This window comes from Actinomadura sp. NPDC049382 (assembly GCF_040677125.1).
Taxonomy (GTDB): Bacteria; Actinomycetota; Actinomycetes; order Streptosporangiales; family Streptosporangiaceae; genus Spirillospora; species Spirillospora geliboluensis.
The window spans coordinates 1-14,490 of sequence record NZ_JBFARO010000026.1; the positions used below are offsets into that span (position 1 = coordinate 1).

The following is a 14,490-nucleotide window of genomic DNA, read 5'->3' on the forward strand; positions in this document are numbered from 1 at the left end:
CCGTCTAACAGGGGCTTCTTCGCTTCACCGGCCGAACGCCAGCATCGCGATCACTTCGTGATCACCATCTCCCCAGACCGATGAAAAAGGGTCACTGGAACGGTATCGAGCGGCCCCGCGGTAGGCCGCGCCTGACGCGCAGGTGATCCCAAGAGTCGTTCTCAGTACCGGCGGGCCACACCCTGCTCATCTCAAATGGCGACGGGATCAAAGACGGCTCTCCTCAGGGTTCCAGGGACCAGGGCCGGGTCGCCCCTCGAGCGTCGAAGCGGCGCGCTTCCGTCCTTTTTTTCCGGGAATGTCGGTGATTTCCTGGCGAGCGATGCACAGTGCGATATCCCGGCCGTCAGAAAACATGCTCCGTTCAGCTGACCTCACCATCGCTACTGTGTGTGATGACATGGATGCAAGTCGTCCGCTTAACGCAGTTATCCGCCCTTCGTGATTTCGGATCAGGGAGCGGAGGAACGGCTTTCATCCTTATTTGCATGGGAGGTTCCATTCATGACCAAAGGCAGCAAACGTCCTAGTACCGCCGCACTTTCCACCGCCATCGCCGGGATGCTGGCCGCCTCGGCCGCCTTCTCGACCTTGGGCCCCCAGGCCAGAGCCGCCAGCGGGGGGACCCTTGCGCCGCAGGCAGGGCCGGTAGCGGTGTCACTGGGAGACAGCTTCATCTCCGGTGAGGCAGGTCGTTGGTGGGGTAACGGCAATCTTGCCGCCGCGGCGTTCTGCACCCGAGGCGGGACCGATCGAGCCGCCTACCGCTTCGCGACCATCTGCCGCTATGACCCGAAGGGGGTCTATGACGGCACCGCGGTCGACCCCCGACACCCCACCACCACCGGATGCCACCGCTCGGATGTGGCCGAGATTACCGGCACCCGGCAGGTCGCGCTCACTCCGGTCAATCTGGCCTGCTCGGGAGCCGAGACCGAGCATGTCCTCAGCGAGCCTTTCAAGGAGAACAAGGCATCGCAGGCGCGGCTGCTGCAAACGCTGGCCGCCACTCACCAGGTGAAATTGATCGTGGTGTCGATCGGCGGCAACGACATGAACGTGTCGGATTTCCTGCGCCGCTGCACCGATCAGTACATGAACAGCAGGCCCTCATGCGCCGCCACCGGCGAGGGGGACCGCCTCCTCGCTCAACTGCCGCAGGTCGCCACCAACGTCGGAAAAGTGATCGACAAGATCCGCCAGGTGATGAACGCGGCCGGATCATCCACCGGCAACTACAAGCTGATCCTGCAGTCCTACCCCTCTCCGGTACCGACCAGCGCCGAGGTACGAGACATCTTCCCCGAGGCCGGGGGCGGCAAGACCAAGCGGACACTCGTCGGCGGCTGCCCGCTGTGGGACGCCGACTTCGACCTCATGCACGACACTCTGACGCCCGCCATCGACACGATGCTGCAGAAGGTCGCCACCGACAAGAATGTGACCTTCCTCAGCATGCTCCACGCGCTGGACGGCCACGCCCTCTGCGAGAACGGCACCCGCCAGGCAGGCCCGAGCGAAGACGCCGGCAAACTGGGCAGCCAGATGGAGTGGGTGCGCTTCGGCACCGCCGGAATGAAGATCAGCCAGGGCTACCAGCAGGAGTCGCTGCACCCCAACGCCTTCGCCCAGCAATTCCAGGGCCGGTGCCTGGCCGCCGCCTATCAAAACCCCTCACTTACCCAAATCTGCGGCGCTGCGCGTTGACCCCACCCCATCGAGGAGGAAGGACCTCGCGGCACCTGCTCCAGGCAGCTGACGGCGGGTGCTCACACCTTGCCCGGGCGGCCAGTTGATCGCTGCGTTCGGGGATCGTGTGCGGGATACGCGCCGCCGCCTCAGGTAGGGGATGACCACGCTCTTCAGCGTCAGGGGGTCGAACTTGGTTCATAGGCCGATCAGGAACAGCATTCCGGCAGCGATAAGTCCGGCTTCGACGAGGTGGACGAAGACGCGGTCGCTGATGTGGTCGACGACCTTCTTGCCGGTCCAGGCGCCGGCGAGGGTGGCGGGGGTGAGGGCGGCGCCGTAGAGGAGGATTTTGGTGGTGAGCAGGTCACCGGCGCCGTAGGCAGTGAGTTTGGTCAGGTGCATGGTGAGGGCGGCGGCGGCTTCGGTGCCGATGTAGGCGGCGCGGGCCAGGCCGTAGGCCAGGAAGAACGGGGCGGTCAACGGGCCGACCGAGCCGAGCAGGGCCGAGCCGAGCCCGGAGGCGGCGCCGACCCCGGCGAAAGCGTGGTCGCTGGGTTTGCGGGGGTGGGGGTTGAGGCGCCGCCAGATCACCACGCCGATCAGGAACACCCCGAGCGCGCGTTGGAGGGGCGCCAGCGGAGCGTGGGCCAGCAGCAGGCCACCGGCCAGCGCGAACGGGACCGCGCCCAGGGCGAACCAGCCGATCAGCCGCCCGTGCAGGTCGCGGCGGTTCAGCCAGACCCGGCTGCCGTTGCTGGACAGCTGGGTGAGGGTGAGCATCGGGACCGCGAACCGCAGCCCGAACAGCGCGGTGAACACCGGCAGCAGGAGCACGCCGCCGCCGAACCCGGCCACTGCGGACAGCAGCGCGAGCGCGAACGCCGCGGCGCAGGCGGCGGGCAACGCGATGGTCACGGGTCCAGCCTGCCAGCCGGTGGGGGCGTGCTTGACTCACGGCCTGAGCTGTGCGGGTGCATGCCCGACGTCAGCGTCCACAGGTGCAGGTCGTGGACGTTCCGGACACCGCCAATGGCGGCCAGTTCACCGGCCACGGCGTCGACGTCCAGGCCCTCGGGGGCGTGGTGCCCGAGCACGGCCAGCACCTGCCCGGTCGCGGCGATCAGGACGCCGGCCATGATCACTCCGATGGAACCCCGCCGTCCTTTCCCGCATGCAACGCCTGCTCGGGCCGGCGACGGTCGCCCCTCTCTGGCAGCGGCTGGTGGCCTACGGCACCGCCTTGACCCTGCTGTGCGCCCCCATGGCACTCTTGGTTCCCTTCCTGGCATGACCGGTCCTTGCAGGTTGGCCGCATGGCCGTATACGTCGCCGGAGTGGTGTGCCAGGATGCGCGGCATGGGTTTTGCTGACCGGTATCTCGCTGAGGACGAATCCCTGGTGCACGCCACTCGCCAGCATTGGACCGAGATGGTCGGCGAGTTCGTGATCCTCTGCCTCATCTGGATCGTCGCGGGCGCGCTGTTGTGGGTCATCCCGTCCGGCGAGTACTGGGGTCGGATCACCGACTACGTCGTCCTCGGGGTGGCCGCGATCCTCTCGCTGTGGTTCTGGCTGATCCCGCTTCTGCGATGGCGCGGCACCATGTACATCGTCACCACCAAGCGGATCTACAAGCGCAGCGGGTTCCTGACCAAGACCGGTCACAGCATCCCGCTGGTCCGTGTCAACGACGTGTCGTTCCGGGTGACGCTGTGGGAGCGGATCTGGCGATACGGGACGCTCGACGTCCAGTCCGCCTCCGAGCACGGGATGCTGCGGCTCAAGCGCGTCCCCGACCCCGAGGGCCTCAAGTCCAAGATCTACCAGGCCGTGGACGAGGAGCAGAGCCGGCACCAGATGGGCCCGGGCGTCGCCGACCACAGGTGAGATCTCACGGGCGGCGCCTCCCCGTGGTTCCGTATGTGATCTACCTGCTGCCGACCGCTGTTAGAGGCGGCCGGATCGACCGGCTGGACTGTATCCGCCTTGCGGTACGGCGAAGGCCCGGCCCGCACAGGCAAGGAGGATGCCGAGTCCCCAGCCGGCGATCGCGTCGGTCGGCCAGTGGTAGCCGAGCGTGACCACGGCGACGGCGACCCCAGCGGCCAGGGTGTGCGCGGCGATCGTCCATGCGCGGGATGCGCCGACCAGGGCCGTCATGAACAGCAGGCAGGCGGCGGCGTTGGCGGCATGGCCGGAGGGAAAGGACAGGAACCCATCGGCGAGCAGCGCGTCTCGGCCGGTGCGGGGCGGCGTCCTGGCGAATACGATCTGGGCTCCCCGTACGAGGAGTTCGGCGGTGACCAGCCAGACCCCGGCACGGATCGCCAGTGCGGCGCTGCGCCGCCGCCAGGCGACTGCGAGCGAGGTCAGCGCAGCGAGGGAGCCGACCAGCCAGTACTGGCCGGCGTTCACGACCGTCCGCCAGAAGAAGTGCCGGTAACCGCTCCGGGGCGGCAGGCCATCGGCGAACACCTGACCGTCGAGATGCCTCAGCGGGCCGCCGACCAGCACGTCCGCGATCACCACCACCGTGACCACCGCGGAGGCGACCACCAGCCCATGTGGCCGCATCCTGGCGCTCACGAGCCCGCCTCTGGCCTCGATGTCCAGCCCCCATCCGTCGAGCTATCCAAGGTACGTCGTGGCCACCGGACACCTGCCGTTCGCCGTCGCGTCCGTTCCGAATGTGATGATCACGACTCCATCCGGCGAACTGCTGAAGGGCCTCCGACGGACGTGCTACAAGTGTAGTAGTAACCGCCAGGACGCCCATCGAGCGGCATGAGGAGGCCGGGGTCCACGTGCCGCCGCGGTACAGGAGACAACAGAACGGATTGAGCCCGCGATCGCGGACGGACGACGCCGCTGCGGGGTCGGGGCCGGAGGATCGGCGAGGCCATCGAACGCCAGTTCGCGAACGTGTCGCCTCCCTGGTGGAGTCGCGGCACTTCCAGCGTGTGATCGTCGCGGTGATCCTGGTCAACGCGGTCACGCTCGGGCTGGAGACCGTGCCGTCGGTGCTGGACCGGCACGGCGCCGTTCTGCACACGGTGGACCGTCTGGCGCTCGGCGTGTTCGTCGCCGAGTTGGCGGCCAAGATCTACGTCCAGCGTGTTCGGTTCGTCCGGGAGCCGTGGAATCTGTTCGACTTCACGGTCATCGCCATCTCCCTGGTGCCGCACTCGGGCGGCCTGTCGGTGCTGCGCGCGCTGCGCGTCCTGCGGGCGTTGCGCCTGGTCTCGGTGGTCCCCAGCCTGCGCCGGGTGGTGTCGGCCCTGCTCGGGGCGATGCCCGGAATGGCCTCGATCGCCGTGCTGCTCGGCCTGGTGCTCTACGTCGCGGCGGTGATGGCCACCAAGCTGTTCGGCGCGACCAACCCCGAGTACTTCGGCGATCTGGGCGTCTCCCTGTTCACCCTCTTCCAGGTGATGACCGGGGAGGCATGGTCGGAGGTGGCCCGCTCTGTGATGCGGCACCATCCTTCGGCGTGGATCTTCTTCGTGGTGTTCATCCTGATCTGCACGTTCGTGGTGCTGAACCTGTTCATCGCCGTGGTGGTGCGCGCCATGGAGGACGACGACCTGGAGCAGGCCGAGGCGATCGCCGCCATCGTCCACCGTGCTCGGCGAGAGTCCGACACGGCCCTGCTGGAGGAGATCACCGCGCTCCGTGCGGAGGTCAGAGCACTGCGCCGCGACCAGGAGGACACCGTCCGGGAGACGAACTCGGGCGGCCCGATGTCCCGGCAGTGAGCGCGGAGATCAAGGAGGTGGCCTCGGGGGGGCGACGGCCCGGCAGCACCAGATGCAAAGGGCCGCGCGGCCGCGCGGGTGAAGGTTGCGAAGCCGTCAATGCAGGGGTTTTCCAGTACACGACTCTAGGCGGACGAGAGGCGTTAACGCCTCGGTTGGATGCGGCACCGATCGGTACGGAAATACGATCACAGAATCGCCGAATACAAGGCCCAGGGCAGGATTGAATCGCTGCCCCACATGCTGTAACGGTGATCAGGTCGAATACAGCGTCGCCAAATGAACCGGCTTTACGATGGCCGCTGGCCTACACCCCTCATCGGCATTGTCCCGCCCGGCAGATGCGAGAGCGGCTACTGCCGTCTCTCCCAACACACCGGTGTAAGGAGCCGGCCTTCAGCGAGCCCGGATGGCCCTTTCACAACTCTCTCGCTGCCTCCTCGTAGGTCTAGGGCCCGCTCCCGGTCGGCCGTCGCCGGTGGCGCGGTCGCGGCTCCGGAGTGCGTCCGCGAGCGTTCGCGGACGGGCCGGGAGGGGCGGCGACCGCCCCCTCCCGCGCGACCGGGTTCAGGGGGCGGCGTGGTTCCGCGGGCGGGACGCGAGGTGCTCCCCGACCCGTCCGACCAGGAGGGTCATCTCGTAGCTGATCTGCGCCGGATCCGCGCTGGTGTCGGAGAGCACGGTCAGCGAGGCGCCCTCGCCCGCCGCGGTGACGAACAGGAAGGCGTTCTGCATCTCGATGATCGTCTGGTGCACCTGGCCCGCGCCGAACTGGGTCCGCGCGCCCTGGGCGAGGCTCTGCACGCCGGCGGCGAGGGCGGACAGGTACTCCGCGTCCTCCCGGCTCAGGCCGGCGGACGCACCCATGAGGAGCCCGTCCGCCGACTGCACCACCGCCTTGGTCACCTGGGGCACCCGTTCGACGAGCCCGTCGATCAGCCAATCCAGCCGGTTGGTCGAATCGCCTCGCAGCGGCGTCACGTGGCTTCTCCTCTTCCGAGACATCGGCGGGGTTCGGGGACCGCCGAACGCCGGAACATGTTTTCATCGGCGGTCCGCCAAGATACATGGAATTCCAGACACATGATCAAACTTGTGGCACGGTGTAGCCCGAGTTCGGTCGTCCGGTGCCCGCCAAGCCTGAAAGAGACACCATGAACGTCCACGTCTGTCATATCCGCGTTGACCTCGGCCGTTTCGCCCGGTGAGGAGCCCACGCCGCCGGCGTTCGATCCGGTTCTCCCTTTTCGGTCTGATCATCGTTCCGATGGTCTCCCTGGTCACGCTGTGGGTCTTCGCGGCGCAGAGCACCGCGTCCAAGGCCGTCAACCAGCGCGACCTCGACACCACCAACGAGATCTACGGCGGCGCCGCGCAGCCGATGCTGGTCACCCTGGCCCAGGAGCGGCAGGAGTCGGTGACCTGGCTGAGCCGCAACCACCGGCTGCCGCGCACGCCGTTGGACGCCGTCCGCGCGAAGATGGACGGCACGATCGTCCAGATGAACAAGGCTGTGGACTCTGAGAAGTTCCAGGCCACGCTGACGGACGCGATGAAGCAGCGGCTGTCGGTGCTGATGGACAGGCTCAACGGGATCGGCGGGCTGCGGAGCCAGGTCGACTCCCGCGCCCTGACGAGGCTGGAGGCGTTCAACGCCTACAACGACGTCCTCGAAGCCCACTTCCAGTACGTCAACGTGCTGGTGGCCGGCGACGGCCTCCAGCAGTCCGCCCACACCGCCGCCATGTCGCGCGGCATCGAGCTGCGCGGGCGGGAGATCGCGCTGGTGGGCGGCGTGCTCGCCGACGGCCGCCGGATGACCGCCGGCGAGTACGCGGCGGTCAGCAGGCTGGTGTACGAACGGCGGTTCCTGGAGAGCTCGAACCTCGCGGAGCTCCACCCGGCCATCGCCGCTCCGTTCAAGCAGGCGCTGGCGTCCCCCGCCGAGAGGTCCTTCACCGCGGTGGAGGACGGCATCCTGGCGACCCGTCCCGGCGCGAAACTGCGGATCTCCGCGGCCGACTGGAAGGCCGTCGCGGGCGCCTCCATCGGGCAGATCGACGGCGCGCTCGGCAAGTCCCGGGCGCAGAACGCCGCCGAGGCCAAGGCGGCCTCGGACGAGACGCTGCTGCGCCTCGTCCTCATCGGCGTCGTCGGCCTGGTCGCGATCACCCTGACCGCGCTCCTGATGTTCCGCTTCAGCCGCCGCATCAGCCGCGACCTGCTCGGCCTCCAGGGCGCCGCGCGCACCATGGCCGAGGAGCGGCTGCCCGACGTCGTGCGCCGGCTGAGCCGCGGGCACGAGGTCGACGTGGCGGCGGAGGCCCCGCCGCTGGAGGTCGGCCGGACGGCCGAGGTCTTCAACGTGTCGTCCGCGTTCTCGTCCGTGCAGCGCACCGCCGTCGAGGCCGCCGTCCGCCAGGCCGAGCTGCGCGCCGCGGTCAACCAGGTGTTCCAGAACCTCGCCCGGCGCAACCAGTCGCTGCTGCACCGGCAGCTGGCGATGCTGGACACGCTGGAGCGCAAGGCGTCCGACCCCGACGCCCTCGCCGACCTGTTCGCCATCGACCACCTCACCACCCGCATGCGGCGGCACGCGGAGGGCCTGATCATCCTGTCCGGCGCCGCGCCCGGCCGCGGCTGGCGGCACCCGGTCGGCATCCTGGACGTGCTGCGCGGCGCCATCGGCGAGATCGAGGACTACGCCCGCGTCGAGGTGGTCAGCACGGCGGAGGAGGGCATCGTCGGCGGAGCCGTCGCCGACGTGATCCACCTGCTGGCGGAGCTGATCGAGAACGCGACCGTCCTGTCGCCGCCGAACACGCCGGTGGAGGTCGACGCCGGGCTGGTGGGCCAGGGCTTCGTGGTCGAGATCCAGGACCGCGGCCTCGGCATGAAGCCGGACAAGCTGGCGGCCGTCAACGAGCAGCTCCGCCGCGAGCCGGAGTTCGACCTGACCCACGGCGACCAGCTCGGGCTGTTCGTCGTCGGGACGCTCGCGCACCGGCGCGGGATCAAGGTGGCGCTGGAGCCGAACGCCTACGGCGGCATCAAGACCGTCGTGCTGCTGCCGCACTCGCTCGTCGTTTCGCCGGACCAGGTCGGCCGCGCCGGCGGCACCGGCACCGAGCAGGTGGACGCCCCCGCGAACGTCCCGGACCTGCCCGCCGCGGACGCGACGGTCCCGCCGGCGGGCTCCGGGCCGCTGGACATCATCGGCCACGACACGCAGGAGAACGCGATGGACCCCGTCGGACGGCACCGCGCCGGCGGCACCGAGCCGCCGGACGGCGACCACGGCGACCCCCTCGGCATGCCGCCGCCCGGTCCGGCGGCCGAGCCGAGCGCTCCGTCCGAGCCGCAGCCGGCGCGGGCGGCGTCGTCCACGGCCGAGGGCACCCACGCGGGGATGCCGCGCCGCGTGCGCCGCCAGAACCTGGCGCCGCAGCTGCGCGACACCGCACCGCCCGCCCGGGACGAGAAGCGGCCGCCCGGACGCGGCGCGCGCTCGCCGGAGCGCGCCAGCTCGGTCATGGCCTCGATGCAGAGCGGGTGGCGGCGCGGGCGCGGCGAACCGCCGTCGGTCCCGCCCACCGGACGTGACGAGGAGGACGAACGTTGACGGAACCATCGATCACGGCCGACGAGGTGCGCCGGCGCCTGGACGGCATCGGCGGCCGGGCGGAGCTGGTGAGCGGCGCGGTCCTGCTGTCCAGGGACGGGCTGGTCGTTGCCTGCTCGTCCGGCGTCGGCCGGGAGAACTCCGAGCATCTCGCCGCGCTGGTGGCGGGCATGCAGGGGCTCGCCCGCGGCGCGTGCCGCCGGTTCGACGGCGGTGAGCTGCTGCAGAGCGTCATCGAGATGGACACGATGCTGGTGTTCATGGTGCCGGCGGGCGAGGACGCGTGCCTCGCCGTGCTGGCGCACGCCGACGCGGACGCGGGCGCGGTCGTGCTGCGGATGGTCCAGCTCGCCGAGGAGCTGGCCGAGCGGCCGCCGTTCATTCCCCGGCTATCGGGAACGGGCGCCAGGTGAGGCCGGGGTGACCGATGAGCGATGACCGATGGCTCGACGGGGACGCCGGCCCCGTCGTTCGCCCCTACACGGTCACGCGGGGCCGGACCCGGCTCCGCGACGACGGCCTCGACCTGAACCTGATCTCCGTGCTGGAGGCGACCGGCGTGCCGGTCCCCCGGCGGGTGCGGCTCGACCCCGAGCACCGCAGGCTGCTGGCGATCTGCCGGCGGCCGATCACCTTCGCCGACCTGGCGTCCGAGATCGACCTGCCCGTCGGCGTCGTCCGGGTCCTGGTCGACGACCTGCGCGACGAGAACGCGCTCAGGGTGCTGAAACCGACTCCCACCGGCGACGTCCCGGACGAGCTCGTACTAAGGAAGCTGCTGAATGGACTACGCGCACTCTGACACCGCCGTCCGGCATCCGGGCGCCGCCGGGGGCGGCCAGCTGACCGCCGCGAAGATCCTCATCGCGGGCGGGTTCGGGGTCGGCAAGACGACCATGGTGGGCTCGATCAGCGAGATCCGCCCGCTGCGCACCGAGGAGATCCTCACCGACCAGAGCGTCGGCGTGGACGACACCACCGGCGTGGACGGCAAGACCAGCACCACCGTGGCCATGGACTTCGGCCGGATCACGCTCCCGGACGACCTGGTGCTGTACCTGTTCGGGACGCCGGGCCAGCAGCGGTTCTGGTTCATGTGGGACGAGCTGGCGCTCGGCGCCGTCGGCGCGGTGGTGCTCGCCGACGTGCGCCGCCTCGCCGACTGCTTCGGGACCGTCGACTACTTCGAGGACCGCCGCACCCCGTTCATGGTCGCCGTGAACTGCTTCGACGGCGCCGAGCGCAAGGACCCCGAGGACGTGCGGATCGCCCTGGACCTGGACGACGACGTCCCGCTGATGCTGTGCGACGTGCGCAGCCGTGCCTCGGCCAAGCAGGTGCTGATCACCATGGTCGAGCACGTCCTCACCAAGACCGCGTCCAGGCGCTGAACGCATCCGCTCCCGCGCCGCCGACGCCGCCCCAACCCCCCGCACCCAACCTAGGGATCACATGCCAATGCCCCTGCCCTCCTTCCCCGCCGCGGACGAGAAGCCGCTCGACACCTGCGTCCGGCTGCGCGAGATCGCCCCCGTGGTCGAAGTGGAGTTCCCGGGAGGCGTCGCCGCCTACCTGGCGCTGACCCACGACGCCGTGAAGGAGATCCTCGCCGGAGACAACAGGACCTTCCTACGGGAGCCCGAGAACTGGCCCGCCCTGTACGACGGGACGATCCCCGAGGACTGGCCGCTGCGCGCCGTCGTCCAGGGAGGCCACCTGTCCACCAAGGACGGCGACGACCACCGGCGGCTGCGCGGCCTGGTCGGGAAGGCCTTCACCCCCGCGCGGATCAAGGCGATGGAGCCGCGCGTCCAGCAGATCGTGGACGAGCTGCTCGACAACGTGATCGCCGCCGGCGACGGCGTGGACCTGGTCCCCGCCTTCACCGAGGCGCTGCCGATGTGGGTGATCTGCGAACTGTTCGGCGTCCCCGCCGCGGACCGGACCCGGATGCGCAACTGGACCGCCGCGCTGCTGGCGCACACGACACCGCCGGAGGAGGCTTTCGCGACGCAGAAGGCCCTTCAGGCGTACCTGCACGACTTGGTGGACCGCAAGCGGGAGAACCCCGGCGACGACCTCACGTCCGGCCTGGTGCAGGCGCAGGACGAAGGGGACAGGCTCACCACCGAAGAACTGGTCGGCGTGCTGTGGCTGATGCTCGTCGCCGGCCACGAGACGACCGTCCACATGCTCGGCCACGCCATCCTGGCGCTGGCCCAGCACCCCGACCAGCTGGCGCTGGCCAAGGCCGAGGACCGGTGGGACGACGTCGTCGAGGAGACCCTGCGCTACCGCCACTCGGTGATGATGACCAGCTGGCGCTTCACCGCGCAGGACGTGACCATCGCCGGGGTGGACATCCCCAAGGGCCAGGCGGTCGGCGTCGTCTACCAGGTGACCGGCATCGACCCGGCCGAGCACGGCGAGACCGCGGACCAGTTCGACATCACCCGTGAGCAGAACACGCGCCTCAGCTTCGGCCACGGCCCCCGCTACTGCATCGGCGCGTCGCTGGCCCGCCTGGAGGGACGGCTGGCGCTCGCCACGCTGTACCGGCGGCTGCCCGACCTCGCGCTCGCCATCGACCCGGACGACGTCCCCTACTCCCCGTCCTTCTTCACCATCGGCCCGCTCTCCATCCCCGTCACCCTCGGCCTCTGACTCCCGCACGCCCGGCCCGGCGGCGCCCAGCCGCCGGGCCGACCCGCGCCCTGGCAAGCCGGCGGATGTTGGATCGTGTCCTGTCGATGAACAACGTGATGGGTGGGCGACGCACGCACGTTGAACTCCATTGTTTTGACCGCCTGAACCGATCCGCGATTTAAAGGGCTGCTCCAAACCATTCCGTCCACGTCGGCGACGGTGCCGGAAAAATGTTCAGCGGCACGTGGCGGCAAGGCGGCGGGCTGCTACAGAGGCAGGGCCGGGTCACGGACGGTGAATTCCTCGACATCGGCACCGACCTGCTCTGCGCTCTGAAACGCGACGCTGAGCGCGGACGCGCTCGCCGAGCAGGGGCGCATCGACCCGCCAGCTCCCACAACACGAGCAGGCTCCACGGTGTACTCCGCGCCCCTGACCAGGCGCCCCATACATATCGGGGTCGTCTGACCCGGCCTGCCGCCACCTGCGAGTTCCCCGCAGGAACTGGGCCCGCGCGGTCGCCTCCGCAGGCCGCATCCCCGCCTTTGACGCGGTCTTGGCGGCCATTGGAGACAGTCTTTCCGCCAGCGGAATCAGATGGACACGTCCTTTGAGATCAAAGTCACTCACTCCCCGTTTACGACTTGCGAGCGCGGGCAGGTCAAACGAATGCTTGATCTTACATTCGCTTAGTATTCAGGCTCTGGGAGCACAAAAATGCGGCGGGTCGAGTCCAAGCCTGTTCCACTCTTCCCCCGCCCGGATGAAGTCTTCGCGGCCCTCGGGCGGGGAATCTTCGCGGGGCTGGCCGGAACGGCGGTGATGACCGCAGGGCAGCGTGTGGAGATGAGGTTGCGCGGTCGTCAGGGCAGCACAAGCCCCGGCGATCTCATCGCGGGTCTGCTGGGTGTCGAGGCGATCGACGAGGCACAGAGACGGCGGTTCTCTGACCTGGTCCACTGGACATGGGGCACGGGATGGGGTGTGCCGCGCGGGCTGCTGCGTTCGTTCGGTCTGCGCGGAGTTCCCGTCGTCGCGCACTTCACGATGGTGGTGGGCACCGACTGCTGGCTGCTGGCGTCCAGGGGCATGGCGCCGCCGCCGTGGCGCTGGACGCGTCAGGAACTGATCTTTGAATTGCTGCACAAGGGGGTCCTCGTCGGCACCACTCACCTTGCGTTTCGGCTGCTGGAGCCTTGATGGGCAGGGCTCGTCGCGCGCTGCACGACAGGAAACGCCCTGGCGCGGCGTCCGGTCGCGTGGCCGACCCGGTCCCCTTGGGCTCGCCGCAAGCGCGGTGGCTGCTGGCGGTGACGGTGCTGGGGTCGGGCATCGCGTTCCTGGACGGCACGGTGGTCAACGTGGCGTTGCCCGCGATCGGCCGGGACCTGGGCGGCGGTCTCGCCGAGCAGCAGTGGGTACTGGACGGGTACCTGCTGACGTTGAGCGCGTTGCTCTTGGCCGGCGGCGCGGCCGGAGACCGCTACGGCCGCCGGCGGGTGTTCATCGGCGGTCTGGTGCTCTTCACCCTGGCCTCGCTCGCCTGCGGGCTGGCGCCCACCGGCGGCACGTTGATCATCGCCCGGCTGGTTCAGGGCGTGGGGGCGGCGGCACTGGTGCCCGGCAGTCTGGCGTTGATCGATGCGGGCATCCGCGAGCAGGACCGGGGCCGCGCCGTGGGGCTGTGGGCCGGGATGTCGGGGGTCACCTCGGCGCTGGGCCCGTTCGTGGGGGGCTGGCTCGTCGACGCGGTCTCCTGGCGGTGGGTGTTCTGGATCAACGTGCCGCTGGCGGGAGCGGCACTGGTCATGGCACTGCGGCACCTGCCCGAGAGCCGCGACCCCACCAGCCGGAGCCGCGGCCGGTTCGACGTCGCCGGCGCGGCCCTGGTGACGCTCGGTCTGGCCGGAGTGATCTACGCGCTCATCGAGGGGCCGAGCCGCGGATGGCGGCCGGCGACCATCGTCGCCGCCGCCGCGGGTGCCGCCGCGATCGTCGTGTTCCCGCTGGTCGAGGCGCGGGTGGCGGCGCCGCTGCTGCCACCCGTCCTGTTCCGCTCCCGGCAGTTCACCGGCGCCAACCTCACCACCCTGGCGGTGTACGCCGCGCTCGGCGGAGCGCTGTTCCTGCTCACGCTGCAACTGCAGCAGAGCCTGGGGTATTCGGCTCTGGCGGCCGGGCTGGCCACGCTGCCCACCACCGTCATCATGCTGCTCGCCTCCCCGCGGATGGGCGCGGTGGCGCAGCGTACCGGGCCCCGGCTGCCGATGACCGCCGGCCCGCTGGTGGCCGCTGCCGGGCTGGCGTTGATGGCCCGCATCGTGCCGGGCGCGGGCTATGCCGGAACGGTGCTCCCAGCGGTGGTGATCTTCGGGATCGGGCTGTCGCTGACGGTCGCGCCCCTGACGACCACGGTGCTGGCCTCGGTGACCGAACGGCACGTCGGAGTCGCCTCCGGGGCCAACAACGCGATCTCCCGGATGGCCGGGCTGCTCGCCGTCGCGGTGCTGCCGTCCGCGGCCGGGATCAGCGCCGGCCCCGGAGAGGCCCTCGGCCCGGGTTTCTCCCGCGCCATGCTCATCGCCGCCGCAGTGTGCGGCGCGGGCGGGCTCATCGCGCTGGCGACCGTGCGCACCGCCGCCACCGTGGACCCGCATCCGCTGCCGGGTATCAACCAGGCCTGCCAGCACCCCTGCACTCGCAAGCCTTCACCACCCGCGGACGACCAGACCGCTCGCTCGGGCGTCTCCGAGGACCCGGGTTAGGCAGACTGGT

14 protein-coding genes are annotated in these 14,490 nt (G+C 69.9%); 10 read left to right on the forward strand and 4 right to left on the reverse strand.

What is annotated here, in order from left to right; translation table 11 throughout:
• Positions 1 to 504: 504 nt before the first annotated feature.
• Positions 505 to 1,707 carry a hypothetical protein gene (locus tag AB0K34_RS18085; RefSeq protein WP_364549794.1) on the forward strand — a complete coding sequence of 401 codons (1,203 nt, stop codon included), beginning with the start codon at positions 505 to 507 and terminating at the stop codon, positions 1,705 to 1,707.
• A gap of 180 nt (positions 1,708 to 1,887) precedes the next feature.
• Here AB0K34_RS18085 and AB0K34_RS18090 read toward each other — a convergent pair whose 3' ends face one another.
• Both AB0K34_RS18090 and AB0K34_RS18095 read right to left on the reverse strand, forming a co-directional pair.
• The gene (locus AB0K34_RS18090) at positions 1,888 to 2,607 is read right to left on the reverse strand and encodes a sulfite exporter TauE/SafE family protein (protein ID WP_364549796.1); all 720 of its coding nucleotides are present in this window, start codon (positions 2,605 to 2,607) and stop codon (positions 1,888 to 1,890) included.
• A complete protein-coding gene (locus AB0K34_RS18095) occupies positions 2,604 to 2,828 on the reverse strand; it encodes a hypothetical protein (RefSeq protein WP_364549798.1) in 225 nt (74 codons plus the stop codon). The genes AB0K34_RS18090 and AB0K34_RS18095 overlap by 4 nt, the downstream gene beginning before the upstream one ends.
• Before the next feature lie 220 nt (positions 2,829 to 3,048).
• On the opposite strand from AB0K34_RS18095, the gene AB0K34_RS18100 reads away from it, so the two are divergent.
• The gene (locus tag AB0K34_RS18100; protein WP_138639136.1) at positions 3,049 to 3,579 is read left to right on the forward strand and encodes a PH domain-containing protein; all 531 of its coding nucleotides are present in this window, start codon (positions 3,049 to 3,051) and stop codon (positions 3,577 to 3,579) included.
• A gap of 60 nt (positions 3,580 to 3,639) precedes the next feature.
• Here the strand turns inward: AB0K34_RS18100 and AB0K34_RS18105 are convergent, their stop codons facing one another.
• Positions 3,640 to 4,278: a phosphatase PAP2 family protein gene (locus AB0K34_RS18105; RefSeq protein ID WP_364549799.1), complete on the reverse strand. Its 639-nt coding sequence runs from the start codon at positions 4,276 to 4,278 to the stop codon at positions 3,640 to 3,642.
• Positions 4,279 to 4,628: 350 nt separating this feature from the next.
• On the opposite strand from AB0K34_RS18105, the gene AB0K34_RS18110 reads away from it, so the two are divergent.
• Positions 4,629 to 5,447, forward strand: a complete 819-nt coding sequence (locus AB0K34_RS18110) for an ion transporter (RefSeq protein WP_364549800.1) — start codon at positions 4,629 to 4,631, stop codon at positions 5,445 to 5,447.
• Positions 5,448 to 6,014: 567 nt separating this feature from the next.
• Here AB0K34_RS18110 and AB0K34_RS18115 read toward each other — a convergent pair.
• The gene (locus AB0K34_RS18115) at positions 6,015 to 6,452 is read right to left on the reverse strand and encodes a roadblock/LC7 domain-containing protein (RefSeq protein ID WP_138639134.1); all 438 of its coding nucleotides are present in this window, start codon (positions 6,450 to 6,452) and stop codon (positions 6,015 to 6,017) included.
• A gap of 262 nt (positions 6,453 to 6,714) precedes the next feature.
• Here AB0K34_RS18115 and AB0K34_RS18120 point away from each other — a divergent pair, with 262 nt between their 5' ends.
• The 7 genes from AB0K34_RS18120 (at position 6,715) to AB0K34_RS18150 (ending at position 14,480) form a co-directional block, all read left to right on the forward strand.
• Positions 6,715 to 9,069: a nitrate- and nitrite sensing domain-containing protein gene (locus AB0K34_RS18120; RefSeq protein WP_364549801.1), complete on the forward strand. Its 2,355-nt coding sequence runs from the start codon at positions 6,715 to 6,717 to the stop codon at positions 9,067 to 9,069.
• A complete protein-coding gene (locus AB0K34_RS18125; protein WP_138639132.1) occupies positions 9,066 to 9,482 on the forward strand; it encodes a roadblock/LC7 domain-containing protein in 417 nt (138 codons plus the stop codon). The genes AB0K34_RS18120 and AB0K34_RS18125 overlap by 4 nt, the downstream gene beginning before the upstream one ends.
• Positions 9,483 to 9,496: 14 nt before the next feature.
• Positions 9,497 to 9,871: a DUF742 domain-containing protein gene (locus tag AB0K34_RS18130; protein WP_138639131.1), complete on the forward strand. Its 375-nt coding sequence runs from the start codon at positions 9,497 to 9,499 to the stop codon at positions 9,869 to 9,871.
• Positions 9,852 to 10,460: an ATP/GTP-binding protein gene (locus tag AB0K34_RS18135; RefSeq protein WP_138639130.1), complete on the forward strand. Its 609-nt coding sequence runs from the start codon at positions 9,852 to 9,854 to the stop codon at positions 10,458 to 10,460. Before AB0K34_RS18130 ends, AB0K34_RS18135 begins: the two co-directional genes overlap by 20 nt.
• Before the next feature lie 67 nt (positions 10,461 to 10,527).
• Positions 10,528 to 11,733 (forward strand): cytochrome P450, encoded by a 1,206-nt coding sequence (locus AB0K34_RS18140; RefSeq protein ID WP_364549803.1) that lies wholly within the window; start codon positions 10,528 to 10,530, stop codon positions 11,731 to 11,733.
• A gap of 699 nt (positions 11,734 to 12,432) precedes the next feature.
• On the forward strand, positions 12,433 to 12,915 hold the full coding sequence (locus AB0K34_RS18145) for a hypothetical protein (RefSeq protein ID WP_364549804.1): 483 nt from the start codon (positions 12,433 to 12,435) through the stop codon (positions 12,913 to 12,915).
• 59 nt (positions 12,916 to 12,974) lie between these two features.
• Positions 12,975 to 14,480 (forward strand): MFS transporter, encoded by a 1,506-nt coding sequence (locus AB0K34_RS18150; RefSeq protein ID WP_364549806.1) that lies wholly within the window; start codon positions 12,975 to 12,977, stop codon positions 14,478 to 14,480.
• Positions 14,481 to 14,490: the final 10 nt, after the last annotated feature.

What these genes read in the sequence shown, in the direction of transcription:
- AB0K34_RS18085 (WP_364549794.1), top strand. Translation starts at nt 505, where the DNA reads ATGACCAAAGGCAGCAAACGTCCTAGTACCGCCGCACTTTCCACCGCC.
- AB0K34_RS18095 (WP_364549798.1), bottom strand. Translation starts at nt 2,828, where the DNA reads ATGGCCGGCGTCCTGATCGCCGCGACCGGGCAGGTGCTGGCCGTGCTC.
- AB0K34_RS18100 (WP_138639136.1), top strand. Translation starts at nt 3,049, where the DNA reads ATGGGTTTTGCTGACCGGTATCTCGCTGAGGACGAATCCCTGGTGCAC.
- AB0K34_RS18115 (WP_138639134.1), bottom strand. Translation starts at nt 6,452, where the DNA reads ATGTCTCGGAAGAGGAGAAGCCACGTGACGCCGCTGCGAGGCGATTCG.
- AB0K34_RS18120 (WP_364549801.1), top strand. Translation starts at nt 6,715, where the DNA reads ATGGTCTCCCTGGTCACGCTGTGGGTCTTCGCGGCGCAGAGCACCGCG.
- AB0K34_RS18130 (WP_138639131.1), top strand. Translation starts at nt 9,497, where the DNA reads ATGAGCGATGACCGATGGCTCGACGGGGACGCCGGCCCCGTCGTTCGC.
- AB0K34_RS18135 (WP_138639130.1), top strand. Translation starts at nt 9,852, where the DNA reads ATGGACTACGCGCACTCTGACACCGCCGTCCGGCATCCGGGCGCCGCC.
- AB0K34_RS18140 (WP_364549803.1), top strand. Translation starts at nt 10,528, where the DNA reads ATGCCCCTGCCCTCCTTCCCCGCCGCGGACGAGAAGCCGCTCGACACC.
- AB0K34_RS18145 (WP_364549804.1), top strand. Translation starts at nt 12,433, where the DNA reads ATGCGGCGGGTCGAGTCCAAGCCTGTTCCACTCTTCCCCCGCCCGGAT.